23 protein-coding genes and 1 tRNA gene are annotated in these 23,161 nt (G+C 69.4%); 9 read left to right on the forward strand and 15 right to left on the reverse strand.

Annotated features, from left to right (window positions below; all coding sequences use genetic code 11):
- Positions 1-51: 51 nt before the first annotated feature.
- The 3 genes from IE302_RS20005 to IE302_RS20015 form a co-directional block, all read right to left on the reverse strand.
- Positions 52-140, reverse strand: a tRNA-Ser gene (locus IE302_RS20005).
- 58 nt (positions 141-198) lie between these two features.
- Complete coding sequence (locus tag IE302_RS20010) at positions 199-579, reverse strand: DUF4190 domain-containing protein (RefSeq protein ID WP_191256013.1); 381 nt, start codon at positions 577-579, stop codon at positions 199-201.
- 28 nt (positions 580-607) lie between these two features.
- Entirely contained in the window at positions 608-895 is a 288-nt protein-coding gene (locus IE302_RS20015; RefSeq protein WP_034309927.1) for a DUF2277 domain-containing protein, read from the reverse strand.
- 113 nt (positions 896-1,008) lie between these two features.
- Here IE302_RS20015 and IE302_RS20020 point away from each other — a divergent pair, with 113 nt between their 5' ends.
- Positions 1,009-1,953 (forward strand): Ldh family oxidoreductase, encoded by a 945-nt coding sequence (locus IE302_RS20020; protein WP_191256014.1) that lies wholly within the window; start codon positions 1,009-1,011, stop codon positions 1,951-1,953.
- A gap of 113 nt (positions 1,954-2,066) precedes the next feature.
- Positions 2,067-2,783, forward strand: a complete 717-nt coding sequence (locus IE302_RS20025; RefSeq protein WP_229907857.1) for a Crp/Fnr family transcriptional regulator — start codon at positions 2,067-2,069, stop codon at positions 2,781-2,783.
- 286 nt (positions 2,784-3,069) lie between these two features.
- On the opposite strand, the gene IE302_RS20030 is transcribed toward IE302_RS20025, so the two are convergent.
- Together IE302_RS20030 and IE302_RS20035 are read right to left on the reverse strand one after the other, a co-directional pair.
- Entirely contained in the window at positions 3,070-3,294 is a 225-nt protein-coding gene (locus IE302_RS20030) for an RNA-binding S4 domain-containing protein (protein WP_191256015.1), read from the reverse strand.
- Between the two features lie 7 nt (positions 3,295-3,301).
- A complete protein-coding gene (locus tag IE302_RS20035; protein ID WP_191256016.1) occupies positions 3,302-4,063 on the reverse strand; it encodes a trypsin-like serine peptidase in 762 nt (253 codons plus the stop codon).
- A 144-nt stretch (positions 4,064-4,207) separates the two neighbouring features.
- Between IE302_RS20035 and IE302_RS20040 the strand changes: the two genes are divergently transcribed.
- From IE302_RS20040 to IE302_RS20055, 4 genes are all read left to right on the forward strand, one after another.
- Positions 4,208-5,032, forward strand: coding sequence for an SDR family NAD(P)-dependent oxidoreductase (locus tag IE302_RS20040; RefSeq protein WP_191256017.1), 825 nt, complete (start codon positions 4,208-4,210; stop codon positions 5,030-5,032).
- A 115-nt stretch (positions 5,033-5,147) separates the two neighbouring features.
- A complete protein-coding gene (locus IE302_RS20045) occupies positions 5,148-5,837 on the forward strand; it encodes a hypothetical protein (RefSeq protein ID WP_229907858.1) in 690 nt (229 codons plus the stop codon).
- Between the two features lie 106 nt (positions 5,838-5,943).
- On the forward strand, positions 5,944-7,206 hold the full coding sequence (locus tag IE302_RS20050; RefSeq protein ID WP_191256019.1) for an MFS transporter: 1,263 nt from the start codon (positions 5,944-5,946) through the stop codon (positions 7,204-7,206).
- Between the two features lie 254 nt (positions 7,207-7,460).
- Positions 7,461-8,636, forward strand: a complete 1,176-nt coding sequence (locus IE302_RS20055) for a GGDEF domain-containing protein (RefSeq protein WP_191256020.1) — start codon at positions 7,461-7,463, stop codon at positions 8,634-8,636.
- Positions 8,637-8,850: 214 nt separating this feature from the next.
- On the opposite strand, the gene IE302_RS20060 is transcribed toward IE302_RS20055, so the two are convergent.
- From IE302_RS20060 to IE302_RS20085, 6 genes are all read right to left on the reverse strand, one after another.
- Positions 8,851-9,375, reverse strand: a complete 525-nt coding sequence (locus tag IE302_RS20060; RefSeq protein WP_191256021.1) for a YbaB/EbfC family nucleoid-associated protein — start codon at positions 9,373-9,375, stop codon at positions 8,851-8,853.
- Entirely contained in the window at positions 9,372-9,701 is a 330-nt protein-coding gene (locus tag IE302_RS20065; RefSeq protein WP_191256022.1) for a type VII secretion target, read from the reverse strand. The genes IE302_RS20060 and IE302_RS20065 overlap by 4 nt, the downstream gene beginning before the upstream one ends.
- Positions 9,698-11,710 (reverse strand): hypothetical protein, encoded by a 2,013-nt coding sequence (locus tag IE302_RS20070; RefSeq protein WP_191256023.1) that lies wholly within the window; start codon positions 11,708-11,710, stop codon positions 9,698-9,700. Before IE302_RS20070 ends, IE302_RS20065 begins: the two co-directional genes overlap by 4 nt.
- 10 nt (positions 11,711-11,720) lie before the next feature.
- Positions 11,721-12,164, reverse strand: coding sequence for a hypothetical protein (locus IE302_RS20075; RefSeq protein ID WP_191256024.1), 444 nt, complete (start codon positions 12,162-12,164; stop codon positions 11,721-11,723).
- 30 nt (positions 12,165-12,194) lie between these two features.
- Positions 12,195-13,046: an ESX secretion-associated protein EspG gene (locus IE302_RS20080; protein WP_191256025.1), complete on the reverse strand. Its 852-nt coding sequence runs from the start codon at positions 13,044-13,046 to the stop codon at positions 12,195-12,197.
- Positions 13,047-13,258: 212 nt separating this feature from the next.
- Entirely contained in the window at positions 13,259-16,201 is a 2,943-nt protein-coding gene (locus IE302_RS20085) for an ATP-binding protein (protein WP_191256026.1), read from the reverse strand.
- A gap of 470 nt (positions 16,202-16,671) precedes the next feature.
- On the opposite strand from IE302_RS20085, the gene IE302_RS20090 reads away from it, so the two are divergent.
- Entirely contained in the window at positions 16,672-17,775 is a 1,104-nt protein-coding gene (locus IE302_RS20090; RefSeq protein ID WP_191256027.1) for a S1 family peptidase, read from the forward strand.
- Between the two features lie 168 nt (positions 17,776-17,943).
- Here the strand turns inward: IE302_RS20090 and IE302_RS20095 are convergent, their stop codons facing one another.
- Both IE302_RS20095 and IE302_RS20100 read right to left on the reverse strand, forming a co-directional pair.
- Positions 17,944-18,348, reverse strand: a complete 405-nt coding sequence (locus IE302_RS20095; RefSeq protein ID WP_191256028.1) for an SsgA family sporulation/cell division regulator — start codon at positions 18,346-18,348, stop codon at positions 17,944-17,946.
- A gap of 217 nt (positions 18,349-18,565) precedes the next feature.
- Positions 18,566-19,039, reverse strand: coding sequence for an Lrp/AsnC family transcriptional regulator (locus tag IE302_RS20100; protein WP_191256029.1), 474 nt, complete (start codon positions 19,037-19,039; stop codon positions 18,566-18,568).
- 154 nt (positions 19,040-19,193) lie between these two features.
- Here IE302_RS20100 and IE302_RS20105 point away from each other — a divergent pair, with 154 nt between their 5' ends.
- A complete protein-coding gene (locus IE302_RS20105; RefSeq protein ID WP_191256030.1) occupies positions 19,194-20,231 on the forward strand; it encodes a beta-ketoacyl-ACP synthase III in 1,038 nt (345 codons plus the stop codon).
- On the opposite strand, the gene IE302_RS20110 is transcribed toward IE302_RS20105, so the two are convergent.
- Positions 20,218-21,702: an adenylate/guanylate cyclase domain-containing protein gene (locus IE302_RS20110; RefSeq protein ID WP_191256308.1), complete on the reverse strand. Its 1,485-nt coding sequence runs from the start codon at positions 21,700-21,702 to the stop codon at positions 20,218-20,220. The genes IE302_RS20105 and IE302_RS20110 overlap by 14 nt on opposite strands.
- Positions 21,703-21,786: 84 nt before the next feature.
- On the opposite strand from IE302_RS20110, the gene IE302_RS20115 reads away from it, so the two are divergent.
- Positions 21,787-22,287 carry an FBP domain-containing protein gene (locus IE302_RS20115; protein WP_191256031.1) on the forward strand — a complete coding sequence of 167 codons (501 nt, stop codon included), beginning with the start codon at positions 21,787-21,789 and terminating at the stop codon, positions 22,285-22,287.
- Between the two features lie 48 nt (positions 22,288-22,335).
- Here IE302_RS20115 and IE302_RS20120 read toward each other — a convergent pair whose 3' ends face one another.
- A complete protein-coding gene (locus IE302_RS20120; protein ID WP_191256032.1) occupies positions 22,336-23,151 on the reverse strand; it encodes a class I SAM-dependent methyltransferase in 816 nt (271 codons plus the stop codon).
- Between the last annotated feature and the right edge of the window lie 10 nt (positions 23,152-23,161).

A 23,161-nucleotide genomic window follows, 5' to 3' on the forward strand; every position in this document is an offset into this window, starting at 1 on the left:
CGGAAAGCGCCCCAGGTCCGCGGACCTGGGGCGCTTTCCGTCGGTCAAGACTGGCGGTAGCGGTGGGATTCGAACCCACGGAGGACAGAGCCCTCGCATGTTTTCAAGACATGTTCCTTCGGCCGCTCGGACACGCTACCGCTGTCGAGGGTATCCGACGGGCCTTTGCCGGAACGCTTCGGATGTGGTCGAAGTCCGCTAGTCGAAGTCCCACTCGGTCGCGATGCCGACGATGACGAACAGCAGCACGAGACCGACGATGATCGCGACGCCGAGGTAGCCGATGATGATCGCCGCGAGCGCCATCCCCTGGCCGCCCGCCTCGCCGCGTTTGGCCTTCGCGTGCGCGATGTGCCCCATGATGACGCCGATCAGCGACGGCAGCCCGCTGCACACCACCAGGCTGGCGATCGACACGATCAGCGCCGCGATCGCCAGGCCCTGGTCCTGAGGCGGCATCGCGGGGCCGTACCCGTAACCCGGCGGCGGGTACGGCTGACCGTACGGGGGTTGCTGGCCGTACGGGGGTTGCTGGCCGTAAGGCTGCTGCTGACCGTAGGGGTCTTGCGGGTATGTCACCGGCTCACCGTAACCGCCAGGGCTTGGTTCAGGACGCTTGACTCTTCGCGGCCTTCGCGGCGATCCGCGCCTGGACCTCGGGACGGCGCAGCGGCGGCACCGTCGCCGGCGGCTGACGGCGTGCGGGCAGTTCGGTCAGCAGCCGCCTGGTGATCTCGGTGATCTCGGCGACGGCGGCCTCGAACGGCTCGCGGGTGGCGTCGGACAGGCTCTGCACCCCGGACACCTTGCGGACGTACTGGCGGGCGGCGGCCTCGATCTCGTCCGGCGTCGCCGCCGGCTCCAGGCCTCGAAGCGTGGTGATGTTCCGGCACATGCCCCGATGGTACGTCCGGCCACCGACGTTTCCGGGCGCTTCGATCACACTGTCGGTTAGAAGCTGCCCTGGTTCGTTGACGCCGAAAAACGTGCGAAGGCACCCTCGGCGGAGTGCCCCTCAGACCCCGCTCTCTTCGCCGTGCGCCCGTCGAGCCGCTCCCCGAACCGGCCGAGCCCTCCCCGATCCCGGAACAGGTCTGGCAGCGCGTCCCGATCGACGCCCTGATCGACCTCGTCACCGAAGTCTTCACCGCGCACGACCTGCCGTGGTCCCGTGCCCGGATGGCCGCCGAGGCACTGTGCCACGGCGACCTCACCGGAACCCCGGAATCGGGGGTCGCCGAACTGACCCGGCTGCATCTGCCGCTGCTGGTCAACGGCCTGGTGCGGCCGAGGGCCGAACCGCTGATGATCGCCGACCGCGGTGCCGCCGCCCTGATCGACTACCGCCGCGCGCCGGGGCTGTGGGCCGTCGGCGACGCGATGGACCGGGCGGTGTCCCGCGCGGGCCGCTACGGCGTGGGGCTCATGTCGGTCCGCGGCGTCGGGCCGTTCGGTCGCGCCGGGCATCACGCCGCGAGGGCGTTGCCGCACACCATGATCGGGCTCGTCATGGCGGCGGGCGGGGAACGCGGGACGGCCGCGAACCCGCTCGGCATGGCCGCCCCCGCCGGCGCGTATCCCGAATTCGTCCTCGACATGGACACGCTGGCGGATGTCGACAGCGCCGCCGTTGCCGGTTTCGCGCTGCTGGTCGAGATCTTCGCCGGGGTGCTTTCCGGTGTCGGCGACCACGATCACGACACCGGCCTGCTGGTGATGGCCATCGCGCCGACGACGCTGCGCAGCGCCGACGGGTTCTACAAGGCCGCGAGCGCGTTGTTCGGCAGCCTGCTCGGCTGGGAGGGCGGCACCCCGGTCCGCTACCCCGGCTGGCGCGAGGCGCAATACCTCGAACAGTGCCAGGCACTGGGCGTCCCGCTGAACGAGCCGGTGCACCGCGAACTCGAAGACCTCGCGAAGGCGCTGAGATTGCCGGGCTTCACTGGTCGGTGATCGTGTCGCCGCTCGCCGGCGAAATTCGTCTTGGCGGCGATTGTGCCGTCCCGCTCGGTGTCTCTTCTCTGGTTTGATTATCGGTTCGAGGAGACGGTGCCAGAGGGGGAACGATGGCGGCCGATCAGCGTGCGGTGAGCGATGAGCGGACGTGGCGGGACCCGGTCCCCGAGTGCGAACCGGGTGCCTTCTGGGAGACCTTGGGGCCGGACGACCGGCGGGCGATGAGCGCCGCCGGGACACCCCGGTCGGTTCCGCGCGGGGCCGAGATCTGCACGCAAGGCAGCCCGTCGTCCACCGTCCATCTCCTGTGCGCCGGTTCGGCGGAGGTCTTCCGCCAGGACGCGGACGGTATCCGCACCATCCTGGCCAGGCGAAGGCCGGGACAGCTGATCGGCGAGATGTCGGCGGTCGACGGATCGCCCGCCTCGGCGACGGTGCGGACGCTGTCCGCCTCGGTGTTCCTGGTGATCCCGGCCGCCCGGTTCGTGGGACTGTGTCACGCGCGGCCCGGGATCACCTGGACCGTCCTCCAGACCGCCGTCGCCCGGCTGAGGGACAGTGACGATCAGCGGCAGCAGTACCGGCTCGACGTCCGCGAGCGCACCATTCTCTGCCTGCTCTCGATCGCCGAGGACGCCCGTCCCGAGGGCGTTCGCGTGCCGATCACGCTCACTCAGCGACAGCTCGCCGACATGGTGCCCGCGTCGCTGCCCTCGGTGACCCGGATCCTGGAGGACCTCCGCGAGGCAGGCGCGCTCCGCACCGGCAGGGGTCGGATGATCGTCGAAACCGACCTGCTGCGTTCGCTCGTCCGGCCCGGTTCCTGAATTCCCCGATCCGCATCATCTGATGTGGAAAGCCGCTCCCCGCCGTCCTAAATTCGTCTCAGCGAGTCGATCGAATGATCCGACGAGGTCTGCGGCCCGAACGATCCGGACCTCCGACCCTTCCGTGAGGTGAATCGGTGAAGGTCATGTGCGATGCGAACTTGATGGTCAAGTTGTGCGCGTTTTCGCTGTTCGTCGGACTACTCATCGGGGTTTCCCTCGGGTGAGCGAGGGAACGGGGACGGCCGGCTCGAGGGGGGCCGGCCGCACCCGGCCCCGGTGGGGTTCACGAACCGCTCAAAACCACACGGCCGCCTTCGCCGCCGACCTCCACGACGTCGCCGTTCGTCAGCTGACGTCCGCGCCGGACCTCCACCTCGCCGTTGACCGTGACCTCTTCGGCGTCGAGGAGGTCTTTGGCGTGCGAACCGTCTTCGGCCAGGTTGGCCAGTTTGAGGAACTGGCCGAGGCGGATCGGCTCACCGGTGATCGGGACGTCGTGGATGCTCATGGGGAGATCATCCCCGCGCGTCCATCTTCCGGTACAAGGTGGCGACGTCGGTGTCGAAGTAGCTGCTGTAGGACGTGTCCGGATCGTCCCCGCCGTACAGGTAGCCGCCGATCACGCCGAGGACGGTGCCGAGGCCGGTCGCCGGATCGGGGTCGACCACCCACGGGCCGCCGCTGGTGCCGGTCGTGAAGCCGGGGCAGCCGACGCGCATCTGATAGGTGTCGGCCTGGGCGCTGACGCCGTGACAGACGACCGGCGCCTCCCGCTCGTCGGGATAGCCGGACAGCGTGATCGTGTGCTCGAATCCGCCGCCGGTCAGCAGGGTGTTGGCGCCGGTGACGCTTTCGAGGGTCTTCGTGGTGCCCGCCTGGTGCGCGGTCGCGAATCCGACATCCAGGTCTGGATCGGACGAACTGGCCCAGCCATCGGGAACCTGTGGCTCCGACACGTCCCAGTAGCCGTAGGGCGCGACGCCGTCGTGATACCCGGGCGCGAACGTGATCCCCGTCGCGTACTCGCCGCCTTCGCCGTCGTGGAGGCAGTGCGCCGCGGTGAGCAGGAGGTCTCCCGGGCCGCTGTGGACGACGCTGGCCGTGCAGAAATGCGATCCTTCGAGGAAGAGCGCGCCGATCGCCGGGTTGGTCCGCGGCGTGGCCGGGGTGACCGCCACCGTCGCGGCGGTGTCCCCGGGCTCGGTTTCGGCAGGTTCGGACGCGGCGGAACAACCGGTCAGAACGACACAGAGCACGAGCAACAGGGCGCGGCGCATCGCCTTCCTTCCGGTCGTCCACGGTTGTCCTGGTTACAGATCACCATAAGCGGTCCACGAACACAGCCCGAATCGATCAACGCACAGCAAGCTCACAGCCGTAGTATGTGTTACCTCCGGTAACAGTCGAACTTGGGAGCGGGTATGAAGTCGTTCACGGACAAGGTCGCGGTGATCACGGGCGCGGGCTCGGGAATCGGCAAAGCGCTCGCGATCGAACTGGCGGGGCGCGGGGCGAGGCTCGCCCTTTCCGACGTCGACGCCGTCCGCGCGGCCGGCACCGTCGCGTTGTGCGAGAAAGCGGGCGCGACCGCGAAAGCGTACGAACTGGACGTCGCCGACCGCGACGCCGTTCTCGCGCACGCCGAGGAGGTCGCCGTCGATTTCGGGGGCGCCAACCTCGTGGTGAACAACGCCGGGGTCGCCCTCGGCGCGACGGTCGAGGAAATGACCTGGGACGACTACGACTGGCTGATGGGGATCAATCTCGGCGGCGTGGTCAACGGCACGAAAGCCTTTCTGCCGCAAGTGATCGCCTCGGGCGACGGGCATATCGTCAACCTTTCGAGCGTGTTCGGCTTCATCGGCGTGCCCACGCAGAGCGCCTACAACGCGGCGAAATTCGCGGTGCGCGGGTTCACCGAGGCGCTCCGGCAGGAAATGCTGATCGCCCGGCATCCGGTCAAGGTCAGCTGTGTGCACCCGGGTGGCATCAAGACCAATATCGCCCGCGACGCGCGGGGTGGCGTCGAGCGGGACATCGACAAAGCCGCGGAGGGATTCGAAAAGATCGCGAGGACGACGCCGGAGAAGGCCGCGCAGACCATCGTGCGCGGTATCGAACGGGGGACGGCGCGCATCCTGATCGGACCGGACGCCTACGCCATCGACGCGATTCCCCGCGTGCTCGGATCCTTTTACCAGCGCCCGCTCGCGCTGCTGGGACGGCTGGGAATGAAGCGCCTCTGAGCGAATGGGAAGCCACTGAACGGAGTAACCCTCCGTGGTCCGGACGGCTCGGGATAACTCGATCGGGGTGCGTTACTTACGGCGGCGTCGGAAATGCACCACAATGCTCAAGTTCGTGATTCCGCTTCCGGAGGTCCCCATGCCGCGCGCCGCCCAGCGCCGTACGCCGACCGATGCCGCGCTCTGTGCGAGCGTGCCCGTCGAGACAGCCGAGTTGCTGGACCGCACGGGGATCATCGCGGCGAGTCTGCCGAAACGGCGGCGCAGTCCGGAGAACGAGGTCGCGCCCGAGCCGGCGCCGGTCCGGACCCCGGTCTGTGAACCGGTCGTCGACAAGGATCTGCGGCCCAAGGCGGTCGTCATCCATCGCCGGGCCAGGTCCTGGCTGGTCGGCGGAGCGGGCGTGGCGCTGCTCGCGATCGGCTGGTTCGCCGGCACGTTCACCCTCCAGCAGGCCGGAGACACCGCGCTGCCCGAGCGGCCGCTGCCCACGGTGGCGGCCCAGCAGGCCGTGCCGCCGGTGGTCCAGCCCACTCAACCGGCGCCGCAGGCCGCCCCGGTGACCGTCTACGTCCCGGTCACCGTGAAGCAGCAAGCGCCCGCGACGACGAAGAGGAAGCCCGCCAGGGAACAGGCCGTCGCGCTCCCGTCCACCGAGAACAGGCAGACGGAGCAGCCGCGCACCGACATCACGGCGCAGGGCAGGGCCACGCAGGACATCCGGAGCATGATGGATCCCGTCGTGGCGAGTTCGCTGGCGATGGAAATGGCCGAGGGGATGATGTGGTACGGCGCCGGTCGCTGACCGCGCGAAATCGTCTCTCCACAGTGGACACTGCTGGACGTCGTGGGCCGGATGGCCGCTGACAGTGCGGAAGTGATCCACTACCGTGAGCCAAGGGGAGGGGCTCATGGAGAAGGGGGATTCCGCACCGGGCACCGGGTTCAAGGCCGCTTTCGCGGTCGGTGAGTTCCGGGCGCTGTGGGCGGCCGAGGCGCTTTCGCAGGCCGGTGACCAGCTGGCCAGGGTCGCGTTGTCGGTACTGGTCTGGGAAAGAACGGCGTCGGCGGGGCTGACCGGGCTCACCTACGGCCTGACGTATCTGCCGACGCTGATCGGCGGCACCTTGTTCGCCGGTTTGGCCGACCGCTATCCACGGCGGACGGTGATGATCGTCTGCGACCTGCTGCGCGCGGCGCTCGCGGCGCTGATGGCCGTGCCGGGGACACCGTTGCCGGTCCTGGCGGGGCTCCTGGTGGTCCTGACGATGGCGGGTGGCCCCTTCCGGGCGGCGCAGCTCGCGTTGCTCCCGGACGTCCTCGAAGGCGAGCGGTACGTCGCCGGGCTCGCGGTCCGCACGATCACCATCCAAACGGCACAGCTGGCCGGGTTCGGCGGTGGTGGACTGGTGATCGGGCTCGTGACGCCCTACTGGGGACTGGTGATCGACGCGGTGACCTTTGTGGTCTCCGCGCTGCTCGTGTCCACAGGGGTCCGTCGCCGGGGGCCAGCCGTCACGGAAACCTCGGTGAAAAGCCGTGTGGCACGGGCTTTCAGTGGTGAAGGTGCCCGAGAACTGTGGCGGGGCAAGGGAATCCGCGTGCTATTCGGGTTGAAGATGCTCGCCGGGTTCGCCATCGCGCCGGAAGGGCTCGCGGCCCCGCTCGCCAACGGTCTCGGGGCGGGGAGTTTCGCGGTCGGGCTTATTCTCGCGGCGGATCCGGTGGGATCGGTAATAGGATCGTGGATCTTCACGAAATGGGTTCCGGCGCGACGGAAAACGCGAATCGTCGGCATTCTCGCCATCGCATCCGTCGTTCCTTTGCTTTTTGTCTTCTTCCGCCCTCCGTTGCCGGCCTGTCTCGCGCTGATCGGGCTCAGCGGGGCCTTCGCGGCGCCGTACCACTTGCAGGCCGTCGCGCTGATGGCCCGCGCGGTGCCCGACGGCGTCCGGGCACAGGTGATGGGCCTGACCTCGACGAGTTTGGTCACGGTGCAGGGAATCGGGATCATGCTCGCGGGCGGTCTCGCCCAGTTGACCGGTCCGTTCGTGGCCGTCGGCGTGGCCGCCGCGGTCGCCGTCGCCTCGGCGGGCCCGATGGCGATGGCGTGGAAACGCACCATCGCCACCGGGCCCGATGTGTGGCTCCCGGCCGGGAGCCGAACCGGCTGAATTGGTGGGATCAGTCCTCGCGACCGTTCATGATGGTCCTCCCTCCCACTGCTCCATCTGTGTGTTCCGGAAATGACTCGAGCCACCCTCAGTACTACCTCGGATACATTGAATTGTGTACGGAAGGGGGACCGGTGACGATGATTATGGGGGATGTGGAACTCGCCGGAGAAGGGGCCGGTACACGTCTGAGAGCCTGGGTCCGAAACTGGGAGTTATGGTCCGGACCACGAGGCGTACCTGCGATTTTTATTGTGGTGGAAGGACTTGCGGCTGCAGTCGCCGTAATCGCCTTGCTCCGATCGAACTATGACACTACGGAATTCGTCCGATTTGGATCACTGCTCGGCCTCGCTTTCCTGCAGGCCGAGCTTTCCCGTTCGGTGGAACGGTTGCGGCGCACTCTTTGTGACCGGCCCCACATCAACATGACTTCGGTGTGGACCTTCGCGGGCGTGCTCGTCCTGCCGCCGGGGCTCGCGCTCGCCCTCGGGCTGCTCATCTACCTGCATCTTTGGCTCCGGGTGTGGCGGGGGATGAGCCACCGCCCGGCGTACCGCGTCGTGTACTGCGCGGCGGCCATCGTGCTCTCCTGCCTGGCCTCGGGAGCGATCGTGGCCGGCTGGAACGGCCTGCCCGTCGGGTTCGCCGGTTCGCTGCGGATCGTCGAGGCGGCGGCCGTGTTCACCGTGGCCAACGCGTTCATCGTGGCGCTCTCGGTCTACCTGCACACCGGGGGCCGGTCGCCGCGTTCGCTGTTCGGCACCGGCGACGACAACCTGTTGGAGGTCACCACCCTGGTGCTCGGGACCTCCACCGCGCTGGGCATCGTGCACGCGCCCGCGCTGGTCCCGTTCGTCCTGCTGCCGGTGCTGGTGCTGCACCGCAGCGTGCTGGTGCGGCAGCTGGAGATCGCGGCGAACATCGACGGCAAGACCGGCGTGCTGAACGCGCACGCGTGGCATGTGCTGAGCGAACGGGAGCTTTCGTCGGCGGCCAGGGCGAAGAGCAAACTCGGGGTGCTGATGCTCGACCTCGACCACTTCAAGCAGGTCAACGACGTCTACGGGCACCTCGCGGGCGACGTCGTGCTCAAGGTCGTCGCGACGACGATCTCCGAGCACGTACGCGACTACGACTCCGTCGGGCGCTTCGGCGGCGAGGAGTTCGTGGTGCTGCTGCCCGGCGCGACGGAGACCGAGGTGCTCCCCGTGGCCGAGCGCGTCCGGCAGGCGGTGATGGGGATCGAGGTCGAGGTCGCGACGGCGTCGGGGCCGAGGACCGTACGAGGGCTTTCGGTGTCGATCGGGGCCGCGGTCTATCCGGCGGGCGGGACAGTGCTGGAGCGGCTGCTGCACGTCGCCGACTCCGCGCTCTACCAGGCGAAGAGGAGCGGACGGAACCGCGTCGTCTCCCTCGCCGCAGCTTGACCCTTGAACTGCGTGAAGGCCCCCTTCCCTCGGCTCAGCCGAGGGAAGGGGGCCTTCACGCGCTAACGCGGTAGCGACGGTGGCCTGCTCGGGCGCTCGCGGGTGTGCCGCTTTCGGTGTCGCGAAAGCCACTTTCGAGACGTCTGGTGTCCCGAAAGTGGCTTTCGCGACGGCATCTAGCCTGCGGGGCCAGGCTTCCTGTACTGAAGCCGATCTACCAGGGCGAGTTGCCCTCGTCGTCCGGAGCTTCGTGGCGCTTCTCGCGAGGCGCCTGCGAAGGCGGGGTGGAGTCCGACGCCGGAGGCGGAGTCGTGGGCTCGGACTCAGTCGGCTCGTCCTCTTCGACCTCGGGGAACCGGCTGCGCAGGGTGCCGAGCATCAGCTCCCTGGTCTCGGAGTCCTCGTCGCCGAGCGAGTCCTGCATGACCTCGGCGACCTGGCCCGCGATCCCGGCCTGCGCCTGGTGCATGGTCGCGAGGATCTGCCGCGACAGCTCTTCCATCGGGTACGTCCTGGCCTTGTTCCCGAAGTCGATGGCCGTCACGCCGCCGTCCGCCCCGACGGTGACCTTGACGGCGCCGTCGGAGCTGGTGGCGGTCAGCCGCAGCTGCTCGGTCCGCTCCTGGGCGGCCGCGTAACGCTGCGCCTTTTCCTCCAGGCCCGCGGCCCACTGGTCCATTTTGCGCTGGGCCTCGTCGGGATCCAGCATGAGCTCACCGAGCTCGTTCCCGCTCGTCACTTCTTTCCTCCGATGTCCAAAGCCTTGAAGTCGGCCTTGAACGGTTCCGCGTTGGTCTTGTCACCGTCCACATAGGACTTCGCGGCGGTGCGGACGTTGTCCGCGGTCGCCTGGACCCCTTCGGCCGCGGCCTTGATCGCCTCGGCCGCCTGTTCGCCCGTCGGGTTGATGATCGGCGGCAGGAACGCGCACAGCAGGCCGTACGCGTCCGCCGACATCGCCGAACCGGTAGCGCCGAGCGCGGTGTCCAACCGGTCCACGAGCGCGTCGACATGGCTCGCGTGCGCGGTCAGGTCGTCCGGCTCGACCTCGAATGAAGCTGTCACTTCCAGTCCTTGTTCTTCCAGTCACCGATGACCGGCGGTGCCACGACCTCGTCGGCGGCGAAGAACGACGGGTCGTCGGATTCGAGGTACTCGGCTGCCTTGTGTTCCTTGTCGTCCTGGCCCTGTCCCTTGGCGCCACCGGGTGCCATGCCGCCCATCGGGCTCATGCCGGTACTGCCGGGCTTGCCGCCGGTACCACCGGCACCGGCCGCACGGGCCGCGGCCGCCTCGGCGTCCATCGCGCCCGCGGCGCCGCCCATACCGAGCGAGCCCGTCGACCTTCCGGCACCGCCGAGGCCGCCGGCACCGGAGCCACCGGCACCGCTGCCGCTGCCGCCGAAGCCACTGCCACTGCCACCACTGCCGCCGCCGAAGCCGCTGCCGCCGGTGCCCCCGCCCGGGATGTTCGGGATGTTCGGCATCTTGGGCGGGGTGTACGGCGTGGGCTTGTAGGAGGAGCCGGGGTCCGGGAAGTTCGGGATGTTCGGGCGGCCGATCGGCGGGATCCTCGGCGGGACGGTGTTCGGTCCGCCAGTGCCGGGCCCCGGGATGTTCGGGATGGAGATGTTCGGCGGGTTGTACGGGAGACCGCCGCCCGGACGCGGGCCGCCGCTTTCGGGAATCGGGATGTTCGGCGGGGTGAACGAAGGCGGCGAGACGGACGGCGGGGTGTAGCCCGTGGTGTGCGTCCCTTCGTCGATCTTGGGCATGCTGATGTTCGGCGACGACGGCGGGCGGTAGTTCTCGCCGGACGGCCCGTTCGGGATGTTGGGCAGCACAGGGTTCGTGACGGGGCCGCCACCAGGGCCGCCACCGGGACCGCCGCCACCGGGGAAACCGCCGCCGGGGAAGCCACCACCCGGATTACCGCCGGGATTGCTCCCGCCGGGTCCACCGTTCGGCGCGCTGAAGGGGCTCATGCCGCCGGGGCCACCGCCCGTGCCGCCGGGTCCGCCCTGAGGGCCCCCGTCGAGCGAAGCGGCGATGCCGTCCGGACGCGTGAGTCCGTCCGCGCCCACGTTGAACGGGCTGGGGCTCTGCGTGCCGTCCGCGCCTTCGGGCGACATACGGTCACGAAGGGAAGCGGGCGAAGCGCCGCCGCCACCGGACATCGGCGTGCCCTGCATCTGCCGGGTCGCCTGGGCCGTCTTCAACTTCGGCGGGGCCGGGAACGCCGGGGTGGCGATCGCCGAGCCGACCGTGGTGTCGAAGTCGGTCATCACCTTCGCCGCCTGGTCGCGAGCGTCCTGCTGCTTCTTGAAGGTGCCGAGATCCTTCCCGAGCTGCGCCATGTACAGCACCGGGTCTTTGATCGTCTGCAGGTTGGCGTTGGCCTCCTGCACGCTGAACGCCACCGGCGGGTTCGCCGCCATCAGCTTCTGCGTCTCGTTGAGGGTCTGCGAGTGGATCTGCTGCTGCCGCCCGGTCAGCGTCGCGCCGTTCGCCGTCGCGCCGAGCCACTTGCCGACACCGGCGAGGTGTTCGCGGGCCGCGTCGCCGCCCTCGCCCTCCCAGTTGGCCGTGCTCGCGCTGATCGCCTTCGCCAGGTTGCGCTGGTGACCGGCCAGGTCGTTGCCCGCCCGGACCCACTCTTCGGAGGTCTCGCCGACCGAGGCCGGGTCCGCGTTCTCCCCGATCGCGGACTGCATCTGCTCGTGGGTGGCGTTGGCCCAGACCGTGGACGGCGGGTCGCCGGGCTTTCGCATGTCCAGGTCCTTGTCGAGCCCCTCGCGCGCCTTCTCCAGTTGCCCCTCGTACATCTTCTGAGTGAACTGGTCCTTCATGCCGGCGAGCGGCGTCTTCCCCCAGCCGAGGAGGTTGAAGATGAGGTCCGTTCCGGCCGAGGCCCCGGCCCGGATCTCGTCGCCGGACGCTCCCTGGTCCGCCAGCGGCCCGACGTAGTAGTCGGACGACGAGTCGGCCGTCGGGTCGTAGTGCGCGTCGAGCTTGTCGTAGTCGGGCGAGTTCGGGTCGGAGACCTTCGCCGTCTTCTCCTCGGATTCGGTCACAGGTCTCTCCTCAGATCTCGGTGTCGATCTGCTTCAGGTTGCGCTGGTTCTCGTGGTCGCGTTCGCGGTAGTTCCGCTTGGCGAGTTCGATCGCCTCGACGTAGGTGGGGAACTCGGCGCGAGCGGTCTGGAGCTGGGTGAGCAGGCCCTGCGCGTCCGTCGCGGTGCCGAGCATGTGCTGGGAAACCCACTGCGCGGTCGCGGTGGAGCTCATCGGTGGCGACTTCTGCAGCTTGGTCAGCGCGCTCCACCGCTCTTCGAGGCTGTCGATCACACCTTGGAGTGACCGGATCATCTCCTGGCCGGTGGTCTCGTCGACGGCGAAGCCGCCCTGCACCGCCAGACGCTTCAGCGCCATGCCTTGGAGGGCCGGCTTGAACGCGGCCGTGGGCCGCAGGTCCTGCGCCGCCTCGAACTTCGCTGTCGGCTGTAGTTCTTGTGCTTCCTCGGTCAACGGAGGGTCCTCTCGCCGGGTTCAGGAAGGTCAGTAGATGTCAGCGATGGCGTCCCGGATCGCGTTCGCCACGCCCGACTGACTGGCCGGGTCGTAGTGACCGATCACGGCGCCCGAGGCTTCGTCGGTCTCGGTCCAGACTAGGTACCGGCCGTCTTCGGTGTCGAGCCAGCTCAGCGGCGTCGACCGGAGCCGCTCGCCGCGGCGGCCGATCCCGCTCACGATGATGTACCCGCCACCGAGGCGGGGCCCGGCCAGCACCTGCTCCAGGACTTCGAGGTCGCTCTGGTCGTTGCGCGGGGCCGGGGACTCCGGCCGGGCGCGGACGACGCCGGTGAACTGGAGGTTGCCGAACGCGTCGGTCTCCTCCTCGTCGAACTCGGCTTCGGCCTGACGGCGCGCGGTCATCGCGGAGACGGCGCGCTCCTCCTGCTGCACGATCGTGCGGCGGCCGGTCGACGCGGGGCGCATCCGCGGCAGCACCCCGGAGAGGACCTCGACCAGCTCGTCGTCGGAGAAGAGCGCGAACTGGAGTTCGTCTTCGCCGTGGGCCTGCGTGATGCCGAGCGCCTGCCTGCCGTCGGTGAGGGTGAGGACGGCGATGTCCTGGCCGAGACCGTCGATGCCGTTGATCGAGACGGTGATCCGGTGATTCCCCAGCAGCGCGAACGCGGTGCGGACGGCCTGGTTCAGCTCGCCGTTGATCGACAGGCGGCGCTGCTCGAGATCGGTGTAGACCTTCCGGACGATCGCGGTGTACCGCTCCGGGACGATCGAGGTGTTCTGGACACGCAAGGGAAACAACCGGGCATCGACGCCAAGCGCCCGCCCGACCACCGTCGCCTCGATCGTCCCCAGCGCGAAATCGGCTCGCTCAGCCATGCTTCTGCGCTACTCCCTCACGGGGGCCGTACCCCGTCACGATCGGCTGACCTGCATAGAGGGGGCCGACTTTGTTAATGGCCAAAACAAACTAGCACAGCGCATGACTGTACGGAACCACACGAACACCGCTGAACCCGATGGAATGGATCACAATGCCCGATCGGGCACTTTTCTTGCCCCTAAAGGAATAACGGCCGTTCACCGCGATGCTACCGGTCGATCGCCGCCGGTGCGTAACTCGTCATCCGGCGGGCCACATCGGTGCGTGATCGGGCCCCGAGTTTCCTCAGAACCTTCGCCACGTGTTGTTCCACGGTGCGCGGGGAAAGGAACAGTCCGTCGGCTATCTCCCGATTCGTCCGGCCGTCGGAAAGCATCCGCGCGACCTCGAGTTCCCGGGGCGAGAGTTCCTGGCCGTAGCCGCGCCGTCCGCGCTGCGAAGGCGCCCACGCGCCGTGCTCCCGCAGCTGGTGGCGGCACCGTCCGGCGTCCCTGGTCGCGCCGAGCCGCTCGTAGGCCTCCGCGGCCGCCGTGAGTTCCTCGATCGCCTTGCGGTCGCCCGCCGTGAGAGCGCCCGCGGTGAGACGGCCCGCGTTGAGCCGGCACAGCGCGGCCCGCTCCCGGGCGCCGATGGCCTGGTACGGCATCGGCAACGCCTCGTAGCCCGCCGCCGCCTCGTCGAAAACCGTTGCCGCGGCCGGATGTTTGCCGCGCGCGTCGAGCAGGATCGCCTGGCCCGCCAGCAGCGCGACGCGGGAGACCGGCGAGTCCTTGCCCTCGACGCCGCGGGCGAACTCCTCGACCACGGCGTCCGCCTCCGACCAGCGCCCGGCCCGCGTGTAGGCCTCGGCCGCGGCCGGGACCAGTCCCGCCGCCCACACCCAGACACCCTTGCGTCGGGCCGCCGCGACGGCGTTGTCGGCCGCCGCGCACGCGCCGTCGACGTCGTCCGTCGCGAGGAGCACCCGGATCAGGATCCCCGCCGCCGAAAGCACGACCGGGATGGGCCCGTGCTCCGGCGCGTGCACGCTCGCCGCGGTCAGATGTCGTTGCGCGGCGGCGAATTCCCCGCGGACGGCGGCCAGCCCGCCGAGCACGAGCGAGCACTCCATGACGATCGGGCCGAGGTCGGGATACTCGTCGCGGAGCTGTTCGGCGGTCTCCGCGAGCCCCGGCCAGTCGCCGCGCACCCAGTCCAGCCGGACCCGGGTGCCCTGCGCGAGCCCGGCGGCGTAGAGCGCGCCGGCGTCGGTCGCGCGGCGGATGCCTTCCGTGACCAGCTTTTCCGCCCTGGTGAGATGTCCGGCCCAGGACTGTGCGTCGGCGAGGTTGCACCACAGCCGCGCGAGCTGGACACGTTCGGCGACGCCGTTGCCCTGGTCCGGAAGCTCGGTGAACTCGGTCCAGGCCGAGCCGTCGCCGATGTGCGCCCGCGAGGAGATCCGGTCGCCGAGGAGCGCGAGCCGCAGCTCCGGGTCTTCGAGCCGGTCGAAGACCTCGCGGGCGCGCGCCATCCAGACCTCGTGCCAGGACAACGGGGTCAGCCCGTCGATCGGCTGGGCGAGCAGGTTGATCCCGCGGGCGGCCAGTTCCGGCTCGTCGACCAGTTCGGTGATCGCCTTCTCCACCTCGACCCGGCCCCGGCCGAGCCGTCCGATCGTGCGGACCAGCAGCATCCCGAGGCTGAGCCGGATCGTCCCGCGCACGCTGGGGCGCAGGTCGGTGAGGTCTTCGAGGATCCGCTCCAGGGTCTCGATGACGTCCGGGCGGAACCCGCGCAGCGCGACCTGGCTCAGTTTCGTGGCCAGCCGGGCGACGTCGTCCTCGTCGAGCCCCGCTTCGGCCAGCACGGACTGGAGCAGGTCGATCGCGCGTGACGTGTCGCCCTGGGCGATGGCCTCGTCGGCGGCGGCCTCGGCGTAGTGACGCCACTGTTCGGTCCGCCCCGCCGCGCGCGAGTGGTTCGCGAGCAGGGTCAGCGGCGGGACCGGCAGCGCGGCGAGCACCTGGATGGCACGCGAATGCAGCAACGTCCTTTCCGGACCGCTGATGGTGTCGTAGACGGCCTTGCGCGCCAAGGGATGCCGGAAGCCGTAGCGGTCGCCGCCGAGTTCGCCGAGTACTCCGCCATCCAAAGTGGACAGCAGGGCCGAGCGGAGCGCGTCACCGGTGAGGCAGGCGAGTTCGCCGATCACCGAGGGTTCGGACGGGACGGCGAGCACCGCCGCCGCGCGGGCCAGCCGGACCGCGGGTTCGGGCAGCGCTTCGAGCCGTTCCGTGATGGCCTCGCGCAGGGAGATCGGGACTTCGAGGCTCTCCAGGAGCCGGTCCGAGAGCACTTCGCCGATCGGCAGCCGTCCGGCGGCGTCCCGCAGTGCCCGCAGGGTCTCCTCGACCACGAACGGGATCCCGGCGGTGCTTTCGTGGAGTTTCGCGGTGAACGGCGCGGAAACCCGCGGCAGGTCCAGCAGCTCCTCCGCCAGTTTCCCGACGGCCTCGACGTCGAGCGGGCCCAGCGTCACGCGGGCGGTCTGGACGTTCGGCGGGGTGCGGAACGGGATGACGGCGCCGCCGGGCCCCGTGGGCGAGCCGGTCCGGTAGGCCGCGACGACGGCCAGCTCGGCGGGCATGTCCGAGGCGAGGAAACGCATCAGGTCACGGGTGCCCTCGTCGGCCCACTGGAGGTCGTCGATCAGGACGAGCGCGGGCCCGCAGGCGATCAGGAGTTCCCGGACGGCGCGGAACTGACGGTGTCGTTCGGCGCACGGGTCGGTGAGTGGTTCCGGTTGGGGTGGAAGGCTTTCCGCGAGTTCGGGCAGCAAGGGTCTCAGCACCCCCGCGACCGGGCTGAGCGGGCCGAGCGGCCGGTCGCCCGCCGAACGGAGCGCTTCGAGCACCGGTCCGAACGGGAACGGTTCGCGCATCGGCTGGCAGGCGCCCGAGAGCACCCGGGCAGGCGCGAACTCGCGGCGTCCGGCCAGCTCTTCGAGCAGTCTGCTCCGGCCCATCCCGGGTTCGCCTTCGATCAGCACGGCGGCCGGACGGCGCAGCAGGATCTTCACGATCGCCGAGACCTCGACGTCGCGGCCCACCAGTGCCGTCGATCCGGCGCGGACCGAGACCGAGGTCGGGCGAGGGGTGGCAAGCCACATCATGCGCTCCTCGGTAGGGAGTTCCCGTGAGCCCGACACGATCTTGTGCGTTGTCCTGCGGAGCCTAAGCACTGCCTACCGGGTCGTAAACCACCCAACACGGACAGCACGGGCATCTCGGTAGGCCATTCGCCGACGCACCGTCACCGGTTGGACCACGGATCTTCGGTTGGAAAATCACCAGGCACCCGAAACGTCGGCGAAGAACCCGATCTAGCGATTCATCCCACGTTCAGGGGGAGGCTACGACTACGCAAGGTATTTGCTTCGAAACCCTACTTAAGGACGTGACCGTACGGGTGCCAGCGCTCAGTGATCGTCGCCGGAGCAGGGATTCGGTTCTCGAAGAATGGGTATACCTATCCCGCGCCGACCCGGATTGCTGGCTCGTCTCGATCCACAACTCTCACCCGTCAGGGGAGGGCTATCGCGCGGCGAACCGGAGCCGTGCGTGATGACGAGGGAGAAGCATGAAGATCACGAAGTTCCTCGGTGCGGCCGCCACGGCAGCACTGGCCACCGGCGCGCTCGTCACGGGTACCCCCGCGGCGGCGTCGTCGGTGTCTTCGATCGGCTTGCTCAACGCCGAGATGGTCCCCGCCCTGCAACGGGACCTCGGCCTGACCGCGGACCAGGCGCTCGCCAGGATCCAGAGCGAGACCGCCGCCGGCGCACTCGAACAGTCACTCGCCTCGGCGCTCGCCGGCAGTTTCGGCGGCGCGAGCTACAACGAGGCCACCGGCAAACTCCGCGTCGGCGTCACCGACGCGGCGAAACTCGGGCAGGTCCTCGCCACCGGCGCGGAAGCGGAACTCGTGCGCTTCTCGGCCGCCCAGCTCGATTCCACTGTGGACAAACTGAACGCGGGTGAGCGCGCGGCGGACGGCGCGATCACCGGCTGGGGCGTCGACGCCAAGACCAACCGCGTGACGCTGAACGTCCTGCCGGGCGAGAGCGGCGTCGTCGACTCCTACCTGGAGAAGACCGGGGTGGACAAGGCCGCCGTCTCGGTGGTCGAGACCACCGGGAAGCCGACCCTGAAGTACGACGTCCGAGGCGGTGACGCGTACTACATCAACAACTCTTCGCGCTGTTCGGTCGGCTTCTCGGTCAACGGCGGCTTCCTCACCGCCGGACACTGCGGCCCCGGCACGGTGACCGGCTCCAACCGGGTCGCGATGGGCTCGTTCGCCCGCGTCAGCTTCCCGACCAACGACTACGCCCACGTGCGGGTCAACAGCAACTGGACGCCGCGCGGCGTCATCAACAACGGCACCCGCGTCAGCGGCTCGAACGTGGCGGCCACCGGCGCCTCGATCTGCAAGTCGGGCTCGACCACCGGCTGGACCTGCGGCACCGTCGGCGCCAAGAATCAGACCGTCCGCTACTCCGAAGGCACGGTCTACGGCATGACCGCCACCAACGTGCGCTCGCAGGCGGGCGACTCCGGCGGCTCGCTCATCGCGGGCAACCAGGCGCAGGGCATGCTGTCCGGCGGCAACAGCTCGGTCACGTACTTCTTCCCGGTCCGGCCGGCGTTGTCCGCGACCGGGACCTCCCTGGTCCTCGGCTGACACCGTCCCCGGTCACCGAGAACCACCTGAAAAAGACGAAGGGCGGACCGAGTGCCTCCAGCGCACTCGGGCCGCCCTTCGCCTTCTGTACCGCGGGAGCGGTGTCCATCCATGCCCCCGCCGCCACCCTCAACGGAGGCGCTGCGCGCCGCGGGCTGGGCCCTGGGGCTACACGTTGCTGATCTCCTCGATCAGCGCCTCGACGTCGAAGTGCTCGCTTTCGGAGCCGAGCGGGACCAGCTCGTAGGTGGACTCGAGGAACGTCTCGACGTCCTCGCGCTCCAGCTCGAACGACGCGTAACCGTCGGGTGACTCGATCTCCAGCGTCAGCATCGCCTCGTCCTCGGAAAGGTCGGGGCGGACGCGGACGTCGCCGAGCCCGGAGGGGTCGGTGAGACCGGTGGCGAGCAGCTCACGCGCGAAGGTCCACTCGACCCACCGGCCGCGCTCGGTCCGGAACGACACGGTGACCGCGAACGGCTCCCCGGCGTGGAAGGACAGGCGGGAGAGAACGGGCGTGCTGCTGTTGTTCAGCAGAACGAACTGGCTCTGGTGAATTGCGTCGGTGTGCACGGCCACTCCTCGGTGCTCTCGTGGTTCGCGCGGCGCGAACTTTTCGTCTCGGGGAGGAGATGGCCGGGCACACGGCGGATGACGCGAATGTCGCCACGTTCACGCTATCGGCTGCACCTGTCCACAGTGGTGTAACGCCGGGCACAGACCCCTTGCGTTCGGGCCGATACCCGTGGTGACGAGGTCGGAGAGTCCTTTTTGGACCGCGCAGGAGGACTCAGGGGTCGAGCGGCAGGGTCAGCCCCGTCTTGACCCGGTCCATCGCCACCGACGTCGTGAAGTGCCGCACGTTCGGGTTGTCGAAGAACATCCGCCGCGTGAACGCCTCGAAGTCGGCCATGTCCCGGCAGGTCACGACGAGCACGAAGTCCGCGTTGCCGGTGACGTAGTAACACTGCTGGACGTTGTCGTCCGCGAGCACCTGCCGCCGGAACCCGTCGAGCACCGCGAGGTTCTCCCGCTCCATCTCGACCATCACCACGAAGGTCATCGACAGCCCGAGCGCCCGCGGCGACAGCACCGCCACCTCGCGTTCGATCACCCCGGTCTCGCGCAGCCGCTTGATCCGCCGCTGGACGGCGGCCGCGGACAGGCCCACCTTGGCGCCGATGTGCTCGGCGATCGTGCGGGCGTCCGACTGCAGGCAGGCGAGGATGGCGACGTCCAGGCGGTCGAGGTCGGGTGTGTGCACCAGGCAAGGCTAACCGGACGACTCCGCCGGGCGCCTGATCTTCGATCGTGCCCCCGAGCGGCGTGGATCACGCCGACGGAGAAGGTGAGAATTCTTTGAATTGTGACCCGGAACACAACTGACGGGTCTACTGAATGGTAGCGCTTACAAGTGAATGGCAGACCTCGCATTTCCCCCGCGAAAGGATTTCTTGGTGCCCTCATCTCAGGTGGCCGTTCTCGCCGGTCTCGGCTCTTGGCTGCCTCCGCGCGTGGTGGGCAACGACGAGATCGCCCAGCGGCTGGACACCTCCGATGAGTGGATCCGCACGCGGACCGGCATCACCGAACGCCGGGTCGTCGACCCCGGGACGTCCACTGTGGACCTCGCGGTGGAGGCGGGCCGCCGGGCGCTGGCGTCGGCGGGGGAGAGCGCGGCGGACGCCGTCGTGCTCGCGACGTCGACGGCCGACCAGCTGTGCCCGGCCAGCGCGCCGCAGGTCGCGAGCGAGCTCGGGCTGAACGGCGTCGCCGCGTTCGACGTCAACGCCGTGTGCAGCGGGTTCGTCTACGGGCTCGCCACCGGCGCCGGGCTGATCGCCGCCGGGATCGCGCGCCGCGTGCTGGTGATCGGGGCGGACGTCTTCACCTCGCTCGTCGACCCCGAGGACCGCGGCACGGTGCCGATCTTCGGCGACGGCGCGGGCGCCGTCCTGCTTCGCGCGGGTGACGCCGACGAGCTCGGCGCGCTCGGCGCGTTCGACCTGCACAGCGAGGGCGAGCTCGCGGAACTGCTCTGGGTCGAGGCGGGCGGCGCGAAGAACCGCCGCTCGGACGACCCGCGTGACCACTACCTGGTGATGCAGGGCCAGACCGTCTTCCGGCACGCCTGCGCCCGGATGGCCGAGTCGGCGCGCGCGGTGCTGGACGCCGCGGGCTGGCAGGTCGGCGACATCGACCGGTTCATCGGGCACCAGGCGAACATCCGCATCCTGCAGACCTGCGCGAAGCAGCTCGGGCTCGCGGAGGACGTGATGTATTCGAACATCGAGAAGGTGGGCAACACGAGCGCGGCGTCGATCCCGATCGCCCTGGCCGACGCGGCCAAGGACGGGACGCTCCAGCCGGGGCACCGCGTGGTGATGGGGGCCTTCGGGGCCGGGTTGACCTGGGGTTCGACACTGCTGCGCTGGCCGGAGGTCATTCCGGGCTGAGCGCGCTCGCCTCCCAGGTGTGCGTCGGTTCCCGACGTCCGCGCAGCTCCAGTTCCGCGTACGGCTCCCAGTGCGAGCGCTCGCTCTCCAGCGCGGCCTTGAGCACCGCCTCGCTCGCCAGGATCCGGCCGTCGGCGGCCTTCGCGTGCTCGGTCAGGCGCGCGGCCTCGTTCACCGCGTCGCCGATGACGGTGTACTCGAACCGGCTGCTCGTCCCGAGCTGACCGGCGAAGACCCGGCCGCTCGCGACGCCGATGCCGAGGTCCAGCTCGCCGGTCTCCTGGACCGCGTCCCGGATCGCCCGCGCGGCGGCGAGGGCCGCCGTCGGCGCGTCCGCCAGCCGGGTCGGGGCGCCGAAGACGCAGAGCGCGGCGTCACCCTGGAACTTGTTGACCAGCCCGCCGCGCGCCCCCACCGCGAGCACCACGCTGGTGAAGAACCGGTTGAGCATCTTCACCAGGTCTTCCGGCGGGGTGCGGCTCGCCAGGGCCGTCGAATCGACGACGTCGACGAACAGGGCGGTCACCTCGCGCACGTCACCCGAAAGGGAGGCGCCGTATTCGAGCGCGTGCCGGGCGACCTCGTCCCCGACGTGCCTGCCGAACAGGTCCCGCATCCGTTCCTGTTCGCGGAGCCCGGCGGCGAGGTCGTTGACCGAGGTCTGCAGCAGGCCGATCTCGCTGGAGTCGTCGACGTCGACCACGATCTCCTTGTTGCCGCGCGCGATCTCGTCGAGCGCGACCCGCAGCCGGTGCAGCGGCGTCGCGACGGCCTTCGCGAGCAGGCCCGTCCCGATCGCGCCGACGCCGAGCCCGATCACCGAAAGCATGATCAGGCTCGCGACGTGGTCGCCCTGGCCGAGATCCGGCGGCGTGGCCACCAGCAGCACGCCGAGGAACGGGACGCCGCTCGCCAGCGACCAGGTGATGATCACCCTGGTCCGCACGGTGACCTTGAGCGTCCCCTTCGGCGGCGTCACCTTGAGCGCGATCGTCATCACCGGGCGGGCGACCCATTCCGCGGCGAGGTAGGTGAGGCCGACCGTGGTCAGCCCGCCGAGCCCGATCACCAGCGCCATCCCGAGCGCGTCCATCCAGGACCCGAGCACCCGGGCGAGCGCGCCGAGCAGGATGGTGCCGATCAGCCAGAGGGTGCCGCTGACGATCCCCATGTCGACCGGGATCCGGAGCGCCCGCGCGGCCTCGTCCTTCGTCGGCGGGCGGCCGAAGACGAACCAGACCGCCGTACGACGCTGCAGCCACGCCGTCCACACGGTGCCGACCACCAGCGACAGCGCCACGATCCCAGCCGCGGTGACCCCGAGGATCCAGCCGTCGTCGCCGACCTCGCTCGGCAGGCCCTGCAGGAGCAGCAGCAACGCCACCACACCGGCACCGCACACACTGGACCCGAGGCCGAGCGCGGCGAAGCCCAGGCTGGTCCTGAGCACCAGCCTGAACCGGCTCGACATCGTCTTCCCGCGCACCCGGTGATCGTATGACCTCCGCCGGAAAACGGTTCGCCTGTTCTCGGCCGCGATGGTTACCGTGCGGGTATGGAACCGCTGGGCCAGGACGAGATCAGGGCGTCCTTCGTGAACTGCACGCGTGGCGAGGCCAAGGGAGTCACGCTGCCCGCCCCGTCGAGCGAGATCCCTTGGGAGAAAAGGGAATTCCTCGGCTGGCGCGATCCGAAGGCGACCGCGCGGGCGTATCTCGTGCTGCCGTACCGCGGGGAGACCATCGGACTGTCCCTTCGCGCCGCTCCCCGGCCGAAGGGCCGTGTCCTGCTGAGCAACATGTGCGGGCTGTGCACGACGACACATCCGCTGTCCGACATCGCGCTGTTCTCCGGGCGCCGCGCGGGGAAACCCGGGCGGGAGGGGAACACGCTGGGCATCTACGCGTGCTCGAACCTCGCGTGCAGCCAGTACATCCGCGGCGAGCTGAAGTCCGACGTGCCGCAGCCGGCGGAGACGCTGTCGCTGGAGGAACGCGTCTTCCGGCTGGAGGACAAACTGCACCGGTTCGTGGAGCGGGTGCTGGAGTCGCGCTGACCGCGGAACGCATTCAGAGGACTAAACGCGGAGGGGCGTCGCTCACCCTCAGAACCGGAATCGCAGGATCCGCCCCATCTTCTTGAACGCCGGGATCAGCCCCGCGACCCACAACTGCGCCCGCAGTGACGTCGAAAGCCGGTCCTTCACCTCGGGTGTCGCGTAATCCGTCGCGTCCAGTTTCGACACCAGCGTCAAGCCGAGGCGCTCCAGTTCGGAGATCTCGTCGATGCCCCAGTACAGCGTCGCGTTGGCCTTGCGGACCACGGGATTCAGCTTCTGCAGTTTGATCCCCAGCCTGCTGAAGGTGTCAAAGACCATTTCGCCGCCCTGCGGGAATCGCGCGATCAGCCGCCGAAGCAACTCTTCGCCCTCCGAGGGCCGCAAATACATCGTCAGGCCCTCCGCGATCACAAGACCGGGTTTGTCCGACGGGATCTCGTCGATCCAGCCGAAGTCCGTCACGGACGAGCCGATGGTCCGGTAGCCGTCCCGATCGGGATAGATCCGGGCGCGCAGGTCGACGACCTCGGGGTAGTCGACGTCGAACCACCGCACCGTGGGTGGCGGGTCGAGGCGGTACACGCGGCTGTCCATCCCGCAGCCGAGCTGCACGACGGTCGCGTCCGGGTGCGCGCGGAGGAACTCCGCGGCCCAGTCGTCGATCGGCTTGGCCCGCAGCGCGACGGTCAGTCCGAGCTGGCCGTCGACGCCGAGCGAACCGAAGTCGTAGTCGATCTGCTTCACGGCCTCGTCGGCCGCCTTGTCGCCGAGGACCGGCCGGTCGCTGCGGGCGTCGAGCGCCCGGCCGTACAGCGTGGCCAGCATCGTCGCCTTCTCTTCGGTGAACCGGACCTTCTCCACCGCACACCCC

Source organism: Amycolatopsis oliviviridis (assembly GCF_014654365.1).
Taxonomy (GTDB): domain Bacteria; phylum Actinomycetota; class Actinomycetes; order Mycobacteriales; family Pseudonocardiaceae; genus Amycolatopsis; species Amycolatopsis oliviviridis.

Coding starts and splice junctions, on each gene's coding strand:
- IE302_RS20105 (WP_191256030.1), top strand. CDS start 19,194: ATGGCAGACCTCGCATTTCCCCCGCGAAAGGATTTCTTGGTGCCCTCA.
- IE302_RS20090 (WP_191256027.1), top strand. CDS start 16,672: ATGAAGATCACGAAGTTCCTCGGTGCGGCCGCCACGGCAGCACTGGCC.
- IE302_RS20035 (WP_191256016.1), bottom strand. CDS start 4,063: ATGCGCCGCGCCCTGTTGCTCGTGCTCTGTGTCGTTCTGACCGGTTGT.
- IE302_RS20085 (WP_191256026.1), bottom strand. CDS start 16,201: ATGTGGCTTGCCACCCCTCGCCCGACCTCGGTCTCGGTCCGCGCCGGA.
- IE302_RS20015 (WP_034309927.1), bottom strand. CDS start 895: ATGTGCCGGAACATCACCACGCTTCGAGGCCTGGAGCCGGCGGCGACG.
- IE302_RS20115 (WP_191256031.1), top strand. CDS start 21,787: ATGGAACCGCTGGGCCAGGACGAGATCAGGGCGTCCTTCGTGAACTGC.
- IE302_RS20080 (WP_191256025.1), bottom strand. CDS start 13,046: ATGGCTGAGCGAGCCGATTTCGCGCTGGGGACGATCGAGGCGACGGTG.
- IE302_RS20050 (WP_191256019.1), top strand. CDS start 5,944: ATGGAGAAGGGGGATTCCGCACCGGGCACCGGGTTCAAGGCCGCTTTC.
- IE302_RS20030 (WP_191256015.1), bottom strand. CDS start 3,294: ATGAGCATCCACGACGTCCCGATCACCGGTGAGCCGATCCGCCTCGGC.
- IE302_RS20040 (WP_191256017.1), top strand. CDS start 4,208: ATGAAGTCGTTCACGGACAAGGTCGCGGTGATCACGGGCGCGGGCTCG.
- IE302_RS20110 (WP_191256308.1), bottom strand. CDS start 21,702: ATGTCGAGCCGGTTCAGGCTGGTGCTCAGGACCAGCCTGGGCTTCGCC.
- IE302_RS20025 (WP_229907857.1), top strand. CDS start 2,067: ATGGCGGCCGATCAGCGTGCGGTGAGCGATGAGCGGACGTGGCGGGAC.